The sequence below is a fragment of the Streptomyces sp. WM6386 genome (genome assembly GCF_000972385.1).
GTDB lineage: Bacteria > Actinomycetota > Actinomycetes > Streptomycetales > Streptomycetaceae > Streptomyces.
Genome location: NZ_JXTE01000033.1, coordinates 1 through 15,011 on the forward strand (window position 1 = coordinate 1; position 15,011 = coordinate 15,011).

The following is a 15,011-nucleotide window of genomic DNA, read 5'->3' on the forward strand; positions in this document are numbered from 1 at the left end:
GGCCCGCGGCGGGCGCCGGGGGTGGTGGGACGGGAGCGCGCGGTGGGGCCGCTCGTACGACGCGGCCGGTGCGGGGTGGGCGTGCCGGTGGTTCCGGCGCGTGGCATGTGCTGCTCGGCGCCCGCCGGACGCGCCCTCCTCGCAGTGCGGGGAAACCGCTGGTCGACGCGGAGGTTCCGGTTGGTGGCCACGAAGGGGCTCACGACCTGCGCCGCCCCGGCCCTCTCCTGCGCACAGCGGTCCGCGCACTCACAGGCGTCCCCGGGAGGCGTACGCCCGCGGATCGTGGTGTGCCGGGCGGCGGAGGCGAGCCGGTGCATCCGCCCTCGCGGGCCGCGGCCGACGCGGTGGTCCGATCCGGCTCCGGGTCTGCGCACTGCGGCGACGCGGTGACCGAAGGGCCTCGCACCTACCGTCCAGTGCGGGCTGCCGATCCGGTCGTAGGCGGCGAAGCCATGGGACGACTGTTCCTGGACGCCCTGGGCGGAGCGGTTCCTTGCCCGCCGTGGAAACTGGCCTGAACTCGCCGCCTGCGCACCTGAGGTCACACAGCGGGAGCCGCCCTCCCGTACCCCCGTCGCAGGAGGGCGGCTCCGCTTCTTCGGTTGGTCTCACATGAAGGGTCGGGCTCAGTGGAGCTTGTCGACCGCGGTGGTCGTCGTCTTCCTGAACGCCTTCACCGGTGCGTCGTCGAAGTCGCCCATCTGCCCCCACTGCACGACGGTGACGGTCCGCCCGTCCCGGCCGACCGACAGCAGGTGGATGTCGGAGGCGCCCCAGGAGGCGGAGGTGTGCAGACCGTGGACGCGGGCGCCCTCCTCCACCGGCAGCGTGCCGTAGTTCTTGTACGTGGCGTCGATCTCCGGGTCGGCCTGCTCGATGCGCGTGGCGCAGGTGCGCATGTCCTTGTTCAGGCGGTCGGCGAGGGCCTTGGCCTTGGCGGTGGTGCCGACGACGATCGTGAGCTGCTGGGCGTTGGTCTCCAGCTCGGTGGTGAACGAGCGGTACCGGGAGTCGTAGCCGGGCAGCGTCTCCCTCAGACAGCTCAGAAGTTCGTCCGGGACGCCGTCGGTGACCTTGGCCGCCTTCCAGGCGGATGAGGGGTGCGGCGGCAGTTCGGCGGCCGACAGGAATTTCGGCGCGGTCTGCGGTGCGGCGTCCGCCGGTGCGGCGAGCGTCGCGCCGAGGGCGAGGCCCGTGACGGCGACGGCGAACAGCGCTCCGGCTCGGGTGCGCTTGGGCATGGGTGTCCCCCGTGTACGAGTGAGTGCTTGGATGTGGAATGCCGCCGACGGCGGATGGTCGGTCCGGCCCGGTCGGTGCGACACCAAGAGCATCAGCCGTCACAGGCGGCCTGCGCAACAGCCGGCGCCCGATCCGCCACGGTGGAACCATCCCAGGCCGTCTGACGTGCAGGTATACGAGGTGCCTGGGATGGGGGCACCGGTCCGGGAGACACAGGGGGAACGTTGTCAGAACGGGACGGCGGGAACGAGGTCGCGGAATTCGCGGCGCTGCTCACGCGGCTGAAGGAACGTACGGACCGCAGCTACGGCCAGCTGGCCCGGCGTCTGCACATGAACACCTCGACGCTGCACCGCTACTGCGCGGGGGACGCGGTCCCTGTCGACTTCGCCCCCGTGGAGCGCTTCGCCGCGTTGTGCGGGGCGACGGCGGAGGAACGGCTGGAGCTGCACCGGCTGTGGCTGCCGGCGGTGGCGGCACGGCAGCGGCCGCGGACACCGGTGGCGGAGGCCGGGCCCGCTCCTGTCCCTGAGCCCGCTCCTGATCCCGAGCCCGCCCCCTGGCCCGCTCCCGAGCCCGAGTCGGTGCGGGAAGCCCAGCCGGAGGCCGAGCCGGAGCCGGTGCCGCAGGCCGAGACGGTCACGAACCTGGGCGACCCTTCCGCCCCACTCCCCTGGTACCGCCGCCGGCGGATCCTGGTGACGACGGCGGTCGCCGTCGCGTCCGCCGCCACCCTCGCCGGCCTGTCCGCCCTGTCGAACGGCCGTTCTTCGCCCGCCGACGCCGTACGCCCCTCCGACCCCGCCGTCACGACGTCGGCCGCTCCCAGGTCACCGGATCCCACCGCGTCGAAGAAGTCGGCGAGCCCCTCGCCCTCCCCGGACCGGACCTCCCCGTCCCCCTCCGCCGGCACCGGCGGCCCGGCCCCCGCCCCGTCCGGCAAGGGCCCCGGCAGTCCCACCGGCGGTGCCCCCCCGGGCGCCGCCGGGCCCCTCACCTGGACCGTCAACCCCCATGTCTGGAACGCGGGCTGCGGTCATCACTACGTCATCGACAAGCCGACGACCAAGGTCCCGCCGCCTCCGACCGCGCAGGACGCCCCGGTCTGGGCGTCGACCCTGGGCGCGCTGCACGGCGGCGAGACCATGGTGCAGATCTCCGTGCAGGGGCGCAGCTCCACGGCCGTGGTGCTCGAGGCGCTCCGGGTCCGGGTCGTCGGGCGCGCGGCCCCGGCCGAGGGCAACTCCTATGCCATGGACAACGGCTGCGGCGGCGCCCTCACCCCGCGTCAGTTCTCCGTCGACCTCGACGCGGACCGCCCGGTCGCCCGCTCGGAAGCCGGTTCCGACGGCGAGAACGAGATCCCCGCGATCCGGATGCCCTACCGCGTCTCGGCCGAGGACCCGGAGATCCTGCTGGTCACCGCGCGGACGGTGACCTGCGACTGCCGCTGGTACCTGGAGCTGGACTGGTCCTCCCAGGGCCGCACCGGCACCGCCCGGATCACCGACAACGGCAGCCCGTTCCGCACGACGGGCGACAAGAAGCTCCCGCAGTACTCGTACGACTGGTCCAACCGCAGGTGGGCGTCGGAGGGTTAGGGCCGTCAGAAGGGCCCTAGGGCCGCGGCATGTTACGGAGATTGGACCGCGCCATCTGCAGCATCCGCCCCACGCCGCCGTCGAGCACGATCTTCGAGGCGGACAGGGCGAACCCGGTCACCATCTCGGTGCTGATCCTCGGCGGGATGGACAGGGCGTTGGGGTCGGTGACGACGTCGACGAGGGCGGGCCCCTTGTGTCTGAAGGCGTCCTTGAGGGCGCCGGCCAGCTGCTTGGGCTTCTCCACCCGGACACCGTGGGCACCGCAGGCGCGGGCCACCGCGGCGAAGTCGGGGTTCTTGTTGGTGGTGCCGTAGGAGGGCAGGCCCGCGACCAGCATCTCCAACTCGACCATGCTCAGCGAGGAGTTGTTGAAGAGGACGACCTTCACGGGCAGGTCGTACTGCACCAGGGTCAGGAAGTCGCCCATCAGCATGGTGAATCCGCCGTCACCGGACATCGAGACGACCTGCCGCCTGCGGTCGACGAACTGGGCGCCGATCGCCATCGGCAGCGCGTTGGCCATCGAGCCGTGGGAGAAGGAGCCGATGACGCGCCGGCGGCCGTTGGGGGAGATGTAGCGGGCGGCCCAGACGTTGCACATGCCGGTGTCGACGGTGAACACGGCGTCGTCGTCGGCGAGTTCGTCGAGTACGGAGGCCACGTACTCGGGATGGATCGGGACGTGCTTGTCGACCTTGCGGGTGTACGCCTTGACGACACCTTCCAGCGCGTCGGCGTGCTTCTTGAGCATCTTGTCGAGGAACTTGCGGTTCTGCTTGGCCCGCACCCGTGGGGTGAGACAGCGCAGGGTCTCCTTCACATCGCCCCACACGGCGAGGTCGAGCTTGGAGCGGCGGCCCAGGTGCTCCGGGCGGACGTCGACCTGGACGATCTTGACGTCGTCGGGAAGGAACGCGTTGTACGGGAAGTCGGTGCCGAGCAGGATCAGCAGATCGCACTCGTGGGTGGCCTCGTAGGCGGCGCCGTAGCCGAGCAGTCCGCTCATACCGACGTCATAGGGGTTGTCGTACTGGATGTGCTCCTTGCCCCGCAGCGCGTGCCCCACCGGGGACTTGATCTTCTCGGCGAACTCCATGACCTCGGCGTGCGCGCCCGCGGTGCCGCTGCCGCAGAACAGGGTGACCTTGTCGGCCGCGTCGATCATCTCGACGAGCCGGTCGATCTCGGTGTCGCCGGGGCGGACGGTGGGCCGGGAGGTGACGAGGGCGGTCTCCAGCGACTTGTCCGGTGCGGGGTCGTCGGCGATGTCACCGGGGAGCGAGACGACACTGACGCCGGAGCGGCCGACCGCGTGCTGGATCGCGGTCTGGAGCAGCCTCGGCATCTGCTTCGGGTGGGAGATGAGTTCGCTGTAGTGGCTGCACTCGCGGAACAGCTGGTCGGGGTGGGTCTCCTGGAAGTAGCCGAGCCCGATCTCGCTGGAGGGGATGTGCGAGGCGAGGGCGAGGACCGGGGCCATGGAGCGGTGGGCGTCGTACAGGCCGTTGATGAGGTGCAGGTTGCCGGGACCGCAGGAGCCCGCGCAGGCGGTCAGCTTCCCGGTGATCTGCGCCTCGGCGCCGGCGGCGAAGGCGGCGGTCTCCTCGTGCCGGACGTGCACCCAGTCGATGGCGGCGTTACGGCGTACCGCGTCGACGACCGGGTTGAGGCTGTCGCCGACGACGCCGTAGAGGCGCCTCACACCGGCGCGGACGAGGATGTCGACGAACTGTTCGGCGACGTTCTGCTTGGCCATGGATCCATCAATCCACAACCCCCGCCGTTACGCCTCCCACACGGCGGCGGCCGTACGGTCGTCCGCGTAGCCCTTGACCCGCACCTGGGTGTCCGCGAGGAAGGCGGCGAGGCCCGGTGGGGTGGGGCCGGACCAGCGGCCCGTGAGGTACTCGCACAGCTCCGGTTCGCCGCGCAGGGGCTCCGCGAGGCCGCCGCTGCACATCAGGAGCGTGTCACCCGGGCGGGCTACGGAGGCGCGGAAGCGGAAGGGTTCGCGGGGCGGCTCGGGCGCGGCCTCGTAGGGGCTCGGCGGGGTGGGGATGCCGAGGTCCATGGTGAGGCGGTCGCCCTCGGGGGTCTCGGCGGGCAGCGAGCCGAAGCCGACCACCGGTTCTCCGGTGACGTCCAGGACGCGCGGTTCGATGTCCTGCCACTCGCCCTCCCTGAGGCGGAACAGTCCGCCCTCGCCGACGCCGAAGAAGACGCGGGTACGGCAGTCCGTGTCGGCCGGCAGGAGAAGGCAGCGCAGGGTGGCGGAGTACTCCTCCGGGTCGATGCCCTGCTCGGTGGCGCTGGCACGGAGTTTGCCGAGGCTGCGGTCGGTGAGCCGGTGCAGCCCCGACTTCAGGTCGCCTCGACGGGCGGCGCGGAGGTCCTCGGCGAGGCGTGCGTGGCTGCGGCCGACGGCCCTGCCGATCCAGTGGCAGGCCTCGGCGGCGGCCCGGTGGGCGCCGGGGGTCGCGCGGGCGCCGGTGGCCATCGCGACGAGGACCAGGGCGTGGTCACCGGTGCCGAAGCGGGCGGTGAGGAGGGAGTCCCGGCGGGGTTCGCCCCGGAAGCGGGCGGAGTCGCCCCGCACGGAGGCGGCACGCAGGGTGCAGGAGCCGTAGTGGGCGCCGTCGAGGACGGTGTCGGCGACCAGGTCGTCCAGGTCGTCGGGGTCCGCGGCCGGGAGGGCGGTGGGTTCGGCGTCGTAGGTCGGCGGGCCGGAACCCACGAAGCCCAGGGGGCCGGGAGGGAGCGTGGGGAGGTCGACTCGGGTGGGGGTGCGGGTGGGGGGTGGTTCCGGGGGCGTTTCTGCCGGCGGGGGTGCCGCGTCGACCGGTGTTTCCGCGGGCGGGTGGGTCTCGCTCGCCCGCGCTTGCGGGGTGCCGCCCGGCTTCGGGTCGGGAGCGGCCCCGGCGTCACGACCGCCCGCCGGCTCCGCCGCCCACGCCCGCGGGCTGCCACCCGGTTTCGGGTCGGAGGCGGCCCCGGCGGCATGACCGCCCGTCGGCTCTGGCGGTGCGGTGTCGGCAGGCTGTGCGGGCGGGCCGCCGCCCGGCCTCGGTGGATCGCCGCCCGGCGCGAAGTTCGTCGGGCCCGTTGTCGACTGCGTCGGTTCCCAAGGGGCCCGGGACCGCGTCGGCGGGGTGTCCTCCTCGGCCGCCCGCGGCGCCGGAACCCCCGTGCCCGTGTTCACCGTCCCCGCAGCCGAGGCGAACCTGTCGTCCAGCGAGTCGGGCGCGGCGGCCGGGCCCGCGTCCTCGGTGTCGTCGTACAGCTGACCCCACCAGTCGTCCTCGTGACCGGTGGGCCTTCCCCCCTGCTGGCTCATGCCCCTAATTGTCCACCGTGCGGCCCGGATGAAAACGGGGCATCCGGAAAAATCGGCGGCGCGCCGCGCGGCGGGTGATCCACAGAACGACCGTACGAAAAGAGCCGCCGGGGCTGTTCGGGTCGGTGCCGGGTGAAGCGGCTGATGGGGCTCGGTGGGGTGACGACCGGGTTGCGGCTGGGGGGGCATGTGTACGAGCGGGGCCGGGGCCTGGGCCGAGTATGGCTGACCTGCGCCTTCTCCGGCCGTCCGGCACCCTGGACGCATGGGAGTGTGGGAGCTCCTGCTGGTCGGCCTGGTCCTCTTGCTCGGCCTGTGCGGAGTGCTGGTGCCCGGGGTGCCGGGGTCGTGGCTCGTGTGGGCCGCGGTCTCGTGGTGGGCGCTGAAGGATCCGCGGCCGGTCGCGTGGTGGGTGCTGGTGGGGGCCACCGTGGTGCTGTTCCTGTCCCAGGTGGTGCGCTGGGCGCTGCCGCCCCGCCGTCTGCGCACGAGCGGTGCCACCCCCCGGATGGGCGTGTACGCCGGGACCGGCGCGTTCCTCGGCTTCTTCCTGGTCCCCGTGGTGGGCGCGATCCCCGGCTTCATGGCCGGCATCTACCTGTACGAACGCCTCCGTCTCGGCCGGCACGGCGAGGCGAGGGCGGCACTTCGCACGGTCATGCGCTCAGGCGGCTCCAGCGTGCTGGCGGAGCTGTTCACCTGCCTGCTGATCACGGGGGCGTGGCTGGGGGCGGTGCTGTGGGGGTGACGTAGGGCCGCGGCCCTACGCCGAGGAGCCGATGTGCCCGCCGGTCCGGGCGTGTTCGGATGGCGGCATGACCGAATTCAGCGAGGCCGAACGCGCGTATCTGAAGTCGCAGCGGCTGGGGCGGCTCGCCACGGTGTCCCCCCAGGGGCAGCCGCAGGCCAACCCGGTCGGGTTCTTCCCCCAGGACGACGGGACGATTCTGGTCGGCGGCTACGAGATGGGGCGCAGCAAGAAGTGGCGCAACCTTCAAAAGAACCCGAAGGTCGCGCTCGTGGTCGACGACATCGTCAGTCTTCGGCCCTGGAAGGTGCGCGGGATCGATGTCCGGGGAGAGGCGGAGCTGCTGGTGGGGCCGCATGAGCTGGGGGCGCATTTCAGTGAGGAGGTCATTCGGATCCATCCTCGGCGGATTCACAGTTGGGGGCTCGATGCGTCAGATGGGTAAGGAATAGTCGTCGTCACGCGCGACTGCGCGCCCCGTCCTGGAGGACACCCTCCAGGCTCAGCAGCGTCGTCTTGCGTTCCAGGCCGCCCGCGTACCCCGTCAGTGAACCGTTCGCACCGATCACCCGATGGCACGGCCTGACGATCAGCAGGGGGTTGGCGCCGATCGCGCCGCCGACCGCTCGTACCGCGGCGCGGGGCGCCCCGATGCGTGTGGCGATCTCGCCGTATGTCGTCGTGGCGCCGTAGGGGACGTCGTCCAGGGCGGCCCAGACCCGCTCGCGGAACTCCGTGCCCTCGGCCCGCAGCGCCAGCCGGAACTCCTTCAGCTCACCGGCGAAGTACGCCGTGAGCTGCTCCTCGGCCTCGTGGAAGAGGGCGGGGTCGTGCAGCCAGCCGTCCTGGACCGTGCGGCCGCCCTTCTGGTCCGGTACGGACAGGGAGGTCAGCACGCCGGTCGGGTCGGCGGTGAGGAGGAGCGGGCCGACGGGGCTGTCCGCAGTCGTCCAGTGCGTGGTCATCGGGTCTCCAGCTCCCCTGCGGTGCGCAGGTGTTGTACGGCGTAGGAGCGCCAGGGGCGCCAGCTGTCGGGGGCGTTCAGGTCGGGCGGGGCCACGTCGGGGTCGCCGAGGGCGCGGGTGCGGACGACGGCGACGGTACGGGCGTCCATGCCGGGCAGGGCGAGCAGGGCGGTCTGTGCGTCGTCGCGGTCGGCGCCGGGGTCCAGGTGGACGGCGCCGTCGGCGAGGGCGGCGGTGAGCGCGCCGAGGGGGCCCTCGGGCTCGGCCTCGGCGAGGACCGCCGGTTCGGGGAAGAGGTGGGTGAGGCTGCCGCAGGGCGCGTCGAGCGCCTTGCCGTACCGCTGCACGAGCCGCGCCGCTTGTGCCGGGCCGGTCAGCGCCCGTACCGCCAGCTCCTCCGGGTCGGCCGCGCCCGGCGACCGCAGCCCCGGGCGGGCCGCGACCAGCGGGGCGAGGCGCGGGTCGGAGCCGAGCCGTTCGTCGACGGCGTACGGATCGGCGTCGAGGTCGAACAGGCGCCGCAGCCGCTGCACGGCGGTCGTCAGATCCCGCAGGTCGGTGAGGTGGAGCCGGGCGTCGAGCCAGCCGCGCGGCCGCTCCTCGACGGCGACGATCCCGGTGCCGTACGGCAGCCGCAGCGTGCGCCGATAGGTGCGCTTCCCCTCCGGTCCGCTCACCTCCTCGACGCCGGGCACGGCCTCGTCGGCCAGGAGGTCGAAGACGGCGCCGGACCGGTACGGGCCCCGGTAGGCGAGCCGCAGGGGCACACCGGCCGCCGGGGTGGCCGTACGGCGGGACGCGGGCGCGGCGTCGCGCAGCCGGCTCGGGGTCTGCGCGTACACGGTGCGGATCGTGTCGTTGAACTGCCGCACGCTGGCGAACCCGGAGGCGAACGCGATCTGGGTGACCGGCAGTTCCGTGGTCTGCAGCAGGACCCGTGCGGTGTGCGAGCGCTGGGCGCGGGCGAGGGCGACGGGCCCGGCGCCGAGTTCCGCGGTGAGCTGCCGCTGGACCTGCCGGGCGCTGTAGCCCAGCCGGTCCGCGAGACCCGCGACGCCCTCCCGGTCGACGACGCCGTCGCCGATCAGCCGCATCGCACGCCCCACGACATCGGCCCGTACGTTCCACTCCGCCGACCCCGGCACGGCGTCCGGACGGCACCGCCGGCAGGCCCGGAACCCGGAGCCCTGCGCGGCGGCGGCCGTCGCGAAGAACCGCACATTGCGCCGCTTCGGCGTGACGGCGGGACAACTGGGCCGACAGTAGATCCCGGTCGTCTCGACGGCGAAGAAGAACTCCCCGTCAAACCGCCCGTCCCGACTCCGCACCGCCTCGTACCTGCTGTCTTCGTCCATCACACAATCCAGTGTGCGGCCTGGACAAGAACAGGGCTGGCGGATTTCAGACACGGCACTGGTAGCGCCCTGAAGGGGCGCGGGGAACTGCGCGACCAGCCACAACGCACTCGCAGCCGCCCGACAACACAACCCCGCACCCCCATAGGCGCCCTACCGCACCCTCCCCCGCTTCGCCTCCATCGCAGCCTTGCCCTCAGCCCCCCGACGCTTCCAATCCTTCCGAAGCTCCGCACGGACCCGCGCATCGGTCTTGGCCACGATCCGCTGGTTCTCCCGGATCAGCTTCCGATAGCTCTCCAGCCGCCGCTGCGGCAGCTCCCCGTCATCGACCGCGGCAAGCACCGCGCACCCCGGCTCCGCCTCATGGGCGCAGTCGTGGAAACGGCACCGCTCGGCCAGTTCCGCGATCTCGGAGAACACCTGCCCGACACCGCTCTCGGCGTCGAAGAGACCGACGCCGCGCAGCCCCGGGGTGTCGATCAGCACACCTTTGCCCGGGAGGGCGAGGAGGTTGCGGGTGGTCGTCGTATGACGCCCCTTGCCGTCGACGTCACGTGCCGCGCGGACGTCCATGACGTCCTCGCCGACCAAGGCGTTCGCGAGGGTCGACTTGCCCGCTCCGGACTGCCCGAGCAGCACGCTCGTACCGTCGGAGACGACCGCGGCGAGGATTTCGAGCCCGTCACCGTCGTGGGCGCTGACCGTCAGCACCGGTACGCCCGGCGCCGTGGTCTCCACGTCCTGGACGAGATGCGCGAGCGTCACCGCGTCCGGTACGAGGTCGGCCTTGGTGAGCACGACCACGGGCTGTGCGCCGCTCTCCCAGGCGAGCGCGAGGAAGCGCTCGACGCGGCCGAGGTCGAGCTCGACGGCCAGGGACACGGCGACGATCGCGTGGTCGACGTTGGCGGCGAGGATCTGCCCCTCGGACCGCTTGGAGGAGGTGGAGCGCACGAAGGCGGTGCGGCGCGGCAGGAGCGTCCGTACGTACAGCGGATCGCTGCCTTCGGGGTCGACGGCCGCCCAGTCCCCCGTGCACACGACCTTCATCGGGTCGCGGGGGACAACGAACTCGGTGTCGGCACGGACCATGCCGGCCGGGGTGATCACGTCGCACAGGCCACGATCGACACGCGCGACACGGCCGGGCAGGAGACCCCGCTCGGCATACGGGGCGAACTCGGCCTCCCAGTCCGCATCCCAGCCGTACGGCGCTAGCGGATGCGAGGAGGACGAGGACGAACCCAGGAGAGAAGAGGAGGACAAGGGGTGACCCTTCACAAGGGGTGGCCCCGGCACCGCGCTCAACAGCGCGGGAGGAGTGGAGAGGTCAGCCGGAGGCCACGGAGGTGGACTGAATGAACTTCCGGATGCGGGCAGCGCCCGTCTCAACGACAGCCATCGGTCACACCTCCCACAGCACAATCCACGTCACCTGCGGCAACCTGGGGATGCCGCTCCAACGGAACCGACCCTAGAGGTACCCGGGCGGGTGACGCCATCGAATTACGGCAACCCATGCGGCGACGACCGCGGCACAGCCCCGGCACCGCGCGCACTGGCGCGGCTCACGCCATGCCGTAGAGCGTTTCCAGGCCGATCAGTTGGATATCAGGGTCGGCGTGTGCGGCCGCGTATGCCTTGTCGTTGAAACCGGCGCCGCTGAAACACATGAGTCGGGTGCCGGCGGTGTCGTAACGACCCGCCTCGGTGATGAGATCGCGGATGTGCCGAAGGCGCTCGATGTGGGCGATGCCCATGGTGTCGTTCCACTTGGCCTCGCCGATGGCCAGGAGCGGTGGTTTGGAGCCGTCGGCGATGCCGACGACAGCCACATCCACCTCGTGTCCGACGCGGGCCTTGGGATCGTGTACCACGCCGTGTCCGACCCGGGCGGGCAGACCGCCGACGAGTTCCGGGGCGGCGTGGTGCAGGGCCCAGTCGCGGCAGACCTGTTCGAAGTGAGGGCCGAGGACGTTACTGGTGAAGCGGCGGCGGCTGGCCTGCCAGACCCGGGCTGCGCTGCCGGGGCGTTCCAGTTGGTCCCAGACCGGTCGCATGATGGCGTGATAGAAGCCGATCAGCGGTTCCGCGATGCGGTAGGCGGGGCGGTTGTCGCGGAAGGCGTCGGCGTCCCGGTGCAGCAGGCCGGCGTCTTCGAGGACGTTGATCGGGTGCGCGATGTCGGTGGCTTTGCGTTCCAGGTACCCGGCCATACCCCCGCGGGTGGCGTTGCCGTCGGCGACCGCGGCCAGGACGGACAGGTACAGGGCGGTGTCGCGCAGGTCGGGTTCCTCCGCGAGCAGATAGCGGGCCTCACGGAAGAGAGGGGTCTCCGGGTTGAGGACGGTGCGCACGACCCAGTCGTCGAAGTCGTCGGCTCCGTTCGGGGTGTCGCCGCGGGCGAATTCGCGTCGATACGCGGGTGTGCCGCCGACGATCGCGTTGACCTGCAGGGCGAGGCGGGGGTCTGTGATGTTCCAGAATTCGGCGGCCAGGCGGTGGTCGAGAGGGCGGACGACCAGTTCCAGCCCTGCCCGGCCCCGCAGGGGAGCGTTGCCGGAGAGCAGCCTGCCCATGAACGACAGCGCCGAGCCACACAGCAGTAGCCGGGTGCGGGAGCCGCTGCGCTCGTCGCGCAGGGTCCGCAGCGCCTCCTGGATGATCGAGGGGAGCTCCGGATTCGCCTTGGCCAGGTACGGGAACTCGTCGATCACGACCGGCACGGGCCGCTCCCTGCCCAGCGCGAGGAGCGCGTCGACGACCTCGGCCCAGCCGGCGAAGTGGTACGGACTGGCAGGTCGCACATGCGCGGTGAGTGCAGCGCTGATCCTCCGCAGGGATTCGGCGCCGGCCGCCTCGGTCGCGCCGAAGTAGAACCCGCCCGCGGCACGGCAGGCCGCGTCGAGCAGGAAGGTCTTGCCCTGTCGGCGCCGTCCGGATACCACGCCGAGCGTCGCGCCGGGCTGTTCATCTTCGATGAACCGCGTCAGCGCCGACCATTCGTAGTCGCGGTCGAACATCTCGACGGGCTTGTCCATGCCCCTCCGATCCCAGAATGCAGAAGCACATATCTATAAACTGTACCTCTATATCTTCCAATGGCCTCACCTCGGCCGGTCTCGGAAGTCGTCTCAACGACGCAGCAGACGAGATGACGGGCGTCAGCTCGGTCGACGCCGGAACGCCCCCCGCCCTGGACAGGTGCGCTCGCGGACGCCACGGGTTCTATTCGCCGCGCGACAGAACATGGGCACGTTCGGTCAAGAAAGCGCCTTCAGTTGGCAATGTCGTACTACAGGCGCCTGACCTGCGCCTTGCTCCTAATGTTCTTGGTAGGGCCGCCGTACGTCCGCCCACCGCGGAACCACGGCGCGCACGGGGCGTACGACGTTCGGAGGCGGGTTCCGATTCTGCAAGCATCCGCGACGCGAGGCACGGCCGGTCGGAGTCTGAGGTCGTCGAGCTTCGTCGGCCGGCGGCAGGAGGTCGCGGAGGTCAAACGGCTGCTGGTCGCCCACCGGCTGGTGTGCCTGACCGGGCCGGGTGGCGTCGGCAAGACCAGGCTGGCCCTGCACGTCCTGCCCGCGCTGGCGAAGCGGTTCGCCGACGGGGTGCACCTGGTCCAGCTGGCCGGTGTGCGGGACGCCTCGCTGGTGCCGCTCGCCCTGGTCGAGGCGCTGAACATCCGTGATGTGTCGGGACGTTCGCTCATCGAGGTCCTCGTCGAGCATCTCGGGGAACGCGATCTGCTCCTCGTACTGGACAACTGCGAGCACTTGGCCGACGCCTGCGCGGAGTTCGTCGGGACGTTGCTGGCGCGGACCGCGCGGGTGCGGGTGCTGGCCACCAGCAGGCATCCATTGGGAGTGGCCGGACAGCACGTGCTGGAGGTGCAGCCGTTGCCCACGCCCGCGCCGGGCGAACCGTTGCCCGCGAAGCCCGCCCTGGAGTATCCGGCGCTGGCCCTGTTCGCCCACCGGGCCGCGGACGTGCTGCCCGGGTTCGCGCTCACGGCGGACAACCAGGAGGCGGTGGCCGCCCTGTGTCACCGCCTGGACGGGCTGCCGCTCGCGATCGAGCTGGCCGCGGTCCGGATGCGCGCGCTGGGCGTGCGGCAGGTGCTCGACCGGCTGGACCGGCGCTATCGGCTGCTGGCCGACGCCGGGGACGCCCCGGCCCGGCACCGCACCCTGCGGGCGACCGTCGACTGGAGCCACGACCTGTGCACCCCTCAGGAGCAGGCGGTGTGGGCGCAGGCCTCGGTGTTCGCCGGGAGCTTCGACCTGGACGCGGCGGAGGAGGTCTGCGCCGGCGCGGGCCTCGACCGGGACGCGACGGTGGACGCCGTCGCCGGGCTGGTGGACAAGTCGCTCCTGGTCCGCGACGGCGACACCGTGCACGCCCGGTACCGGATGCTGGAGTCGATCCGGCACTACGGCCTCGACCGGCTGCGCGAGAGCGGCGCCGGCGCGCAGGAGGCGGCCCGGCGCCGGGTGCGGGACTGGTGCCTGGACTTCGTCGAGGAGTGCGAGCGGCGGTGGTTCGGCCCCGACCAGCCGGAGCTGGTCCGCCGGCTCCACGCCGAGTCGGACACCGTCCGTTCGGCGCTGGAGTTCTCTCTGAGCACACCGGGCGAGGTGCGGGCCGGGCTGAGGCTGGCCGGGCATCTGTGGTTCTTCTGGTTCGCGACCGGCGCCCTGACGGAGGGCAGGTTCTGGCTGGAGCGGCTGCTGGCCGCCGACCCGGAGCCGACCCGCGCGCGGGCCCGGGCGTTGTGGAGCCTGGCGCTGATGCTGCTCAGCCAGGGCGACGCGGTCCGGGGCGGGCCGCTCGCCGAGGAGTCGCACGAGCTGGCCCTGCGGCTCGGCGACGAGACCGAGGCCGCCCACACCTTCTTCGGCCGCGGCGGCGCCCTCCTGATCAGCGGCGCCTACGAGCGGGCCCGGGAGGTGTACGAGGAGGCGCTCTCCGAGCCGCCGGGCGAGGGCGAGTCGATGAGCCTGGTCGGCTTCAAGTACGTCGAACTGGCCCATGTCCTCAGCCTCCAGGGCGAGCACGGGCGCGCCATGGCCCTGTGTGCGGAGTTCCGCAGGATCTGCCTGGTCCACGGCGAGCAGTGGATCCACTCGTACCTCCTGCGCATCCTCGCCTTCGCCGAGTGGTCCCAGGGGGACCAGGTGTCGGCCAGGACCCACGCCCGGGAGTGTCTGCGGCTCAAACAGGCGGTCGGCGACGTGTTCGGGATCGGCATCACGCTGGAACTGCTCGCGGCGGTCCACGCCCGCGTCGGCGAGGGCCGGCCCGCCGCGGTCCTGCTGGGCGCGGCCCGGCGGATCTGGCGGGACGCCCATGTCGCCCTGGACCGCACCCCGTCCCACGGCCCCGTCCGTGACGCGGCCGAGGAAGGCGCCCGTGCGCTGCTGGGCGAGGCGTTCGGGCACGCCCACCGCGAGGGCCTGGAGCTCGCCCTGGACGACGCGGTCGGCTATGCGCTCGGAGAGCGGAAGTCACCCGCCCGCCCGGCGCCCGCCAGTCCGCTCACCCGCCGCGAGGCGGAGGTCGCCGAACTCCTCGGCCAGGGCCTCACCAACCAGCAGATCGCCGACCGGCTGGTCGTCGCGGTACGGACGGCGGAGGGCCATGTGGAGCGGATCCTCAGCAAGTTGGGCTTCACCTCCCGCAGCCAGGTCGCCGTCTGGACCGCCTCGCGCAGCATCACCCGCCCCTGACGACGTCCCCGGACCGCATCCGACA

Annotated in this window: 12 protein-coding genes; 4 read left to right on the forward strand and 8 right to left on the reverse strand. The window is 72.1% G+C overall.

Going from position 1 to position 15,011, the window contains the following annotated elements; genetic code table 11:
* The coding region (locus TN53_RS48370) for a hypothetical protein (protein WP_234441656.1) at positions 1 to 320 on the reverse strand (320 nt) is incomplete at its 3' end.
* Positions 321 to 629: 309 nt separating this feature from the next.
* Positions 630 to 1,244 (reverse strand): hypothetical protein, encoded by a 615-nt coding sequence (locus tag TN53_RS21030; RefSeq protein WP_046260123.1) that lies wholly within the window; start codon positions 1,242 to 1,244, stop codon positions 630 to 632.
* 225 nt (positions 1,245 to 1,469) lie between these two features.
* On the opposite strand from TN53_RS21030, the gene TN53_RS21035 reads away from it, so the two are divergent.
* On the forward strand, positions 1,470 to 2,846 hold the full coding sequence (locus TN53_RS21035) for a helix-turn-helix domain-containing protein (RefSeq protein ID WP_046260124.1): 1,377 nt from the start codon (positions 1,470 to 1,472) through the stop codon (positions 2,844 to 2,846).
* A gap of 16 nt (positions 2,847 to 2,862) precedes the next feature.
* Here the strand turns inward: TN53_RS21035 and TN53_RS21040 are convergent, their stop codons facing one another.
* Both TN53_RS21040 and TN53_RS44150 read right to left on the reverse strand, forming a co-directional pair.
* Entirely contained in the window at positions 2,863 to 4,605 is a 1,743-nt protein-coding gene (locus tag TN53_RS21040; RefSeq protein ID WP_046260125.1) for a pyruvate dehydrogenase, read from the reverse strand.
* A gap of 27 nt (positions 4,606 to 4,632) precedes the next feature.
* Complete coding sequence (locus TN53_RS44150) at positions 4,633 to 6,183, reverse strand: protein phosphatase 2C domain-containing protein (RefSeq protein WP_052745266.1); 1,551 nt, start codon at positions 6,181 to 6,183, stop codon at positions 4,633 to 4,635.
* 265 nt (positions 6,184 to 6,448) lie between these two features.
* Here TN53_RS44150 and TN53_RS21050 point away from each other — a divergent pair, with 265 nt between their 5' ends.
* Together TN53_RS21050 and TN53_RS21055 are read left to right on the forward strand one after the other, a co-directional pair.
* Positions 6,449 to 6,931 (forward strand): DUF456 domain-containing protein, encoded by a 483-nt coding sequence (locus TN53_RS21050; protein ID WP_046260127.1) that lies wholly within the window; start codon positions 6,449 to 6,451, stop codon positions 6,929 to 6,931.
* Between the two features lie 67 nt (positions 6,932 to 6,998).
* The gene (locus tag TN53_RS21055; RefSeq protein ID WP_095046625.1) at positions 6,999 to 7,376 is read left to right on the forward strand and encodes a PPOX class F420-dependent oxidoreductase; all 378 of its coding nucleotides are present in this window, start codon (positions 6,999 to 7,001) and stop codon (positions 7,374 to 7,376) included.
* Between the two features lie 13 nt (positions 7,377 to 7,389).
* Here TN53_RS21055 and TN53_RS21060 read toward each other — a convergent pair whose 3' ends face one another.
* The 4 genes from TN53_RS21060 to TN53_RS21075 form a co-directional block, all read right to left on the reverse strand.
* Positions 7,390 to 7,896: a methylated-DNA--[protein]-cysteine S-methyltransferase gene (locus TN53_RS21060; protein ID WP_046260129.1), complete on the reverse strand. Its 507-nt coding sequence runs from the start codon at positions 7,894 to 7,896 to the stop codon at positions 7,390 to 7,392.
* Positions 7,893 to 9,251, reverse strand: coding sequence for a DNA-3-methyladenine glycosylase 2 family protein (locus tag TN53_RS21065; protein WP_046260130.1), 1,359 nt, complete (start codon positions 9,249 to 9,251; stop codon positions 7,893 to 7,895). The genes TN53_RS21060 and TN53_RS21065 overlap by 4 nt, the downstream gene beginning before the upstream one ends.
* Positions 9,252 to 9,404: 153 nt before the next feature.
* On the reverse strand, positions 9,405 to 10,520 hold the full coding sequence (gene rsgA / locus TN53_RS21070) for a ribosome small subunit-dependent GTPase A (protein ID WP_420719115.1): 1,116 nt from the start codon (positions 10,518 to 10,520) through the stop codon (positions 9,405 to 9,407).
* A 302-nt stretch (positions 10,521 to 10,822) separates the two neighbouring features.
* Positions 10,823 to 12,295, reverse strand: a complete 1,473-nt coding sequence (locus TN53_RS21075; RefSeq protein WP_046260131.1) for an AAA family ATPase — start codon at positions 12,293 to 12,295, stop codon at positions 10,823 to 10,825.
* Between the two features lie 486 nt (positions 12,296 to 12,781).
* On the opposite strand from TN53_RS21075, the gene TN53_RS21080 reads away from it, so the two are divergent.
* Positions 12,782 to 14,986, forward strand: a complete 2,205-nt coding sequence (locus tag TN53_RS21080; protein ID WP_234441657.1) for a LuxR C-terminal-related transcriptional regulator — start codon at positions 12,782 to 12,784, stop codon at positions 14,984 to 14,986.
* The last annotated feature ends 25 nt before the right edge of the window (positions 14,987 to 15,011 follow it).

Bases quoted from the DNA above. Each gene is read 5' to 3' on its own strand.
- TN53_RS21030 (WP_046260123.1), bottom strand. From the start codon at position 1,244: ATGCCCAAGCGCACCCGAGCCGGAGCGCTGTTCGCCGTCGCCGTCACG.
- TN53_RS21040 (WP_046260125.1), bottom strand. From the start codon at position 4,605: ATGGCCAAGCAGAACGTCGCCGAACAGTTCGTCGACATCCTCGTCCGC.
- TN53_RS44150 (WP_052745266.1), bottom strand. From the start codon at position 6,183: ATGAGCCAGCAGGGGGGAAGGCCCACCGGTCACGAGGACGACTGGTGG.
- TN53_RS21050 (WP_046260127.1), top strand. From the start codon at position 6,449: ATGGGAGTGTGGGAGCTCCTGCTGGTCGGCCTGGTCCTCTTGCTCGGC.
- TN53_RS21055 (WP_095046625.1), top strand. From the start codon at position 6,999: ATGACCGAATTCAGCGAGGCCGAACGCGCGTATCTGAAGTCGCAGCGG.
- TN53_RS21060 (WP_046260129.1), bottom strand. From the start codon at position 7,896: ATGACCACGCACTGGACGACTGCGGACAGCCCCGTCGGCCCGCTCCTC.
- TN53_RS21065 (WP_046260130.1), bottom strand. From the start codon at position 9,251: ATGGACGAAGACAGCAGGTACGAGGCGGTGCGGAGTCGGGACGGGCGG.
- TN53_RS21075 (WP_046260131.1), bottom strand. From the start codon at position 12,295: ATGGACAAGCCCGTCGAGATGTTCGACCGCGACTACGAATGGTCGGCG.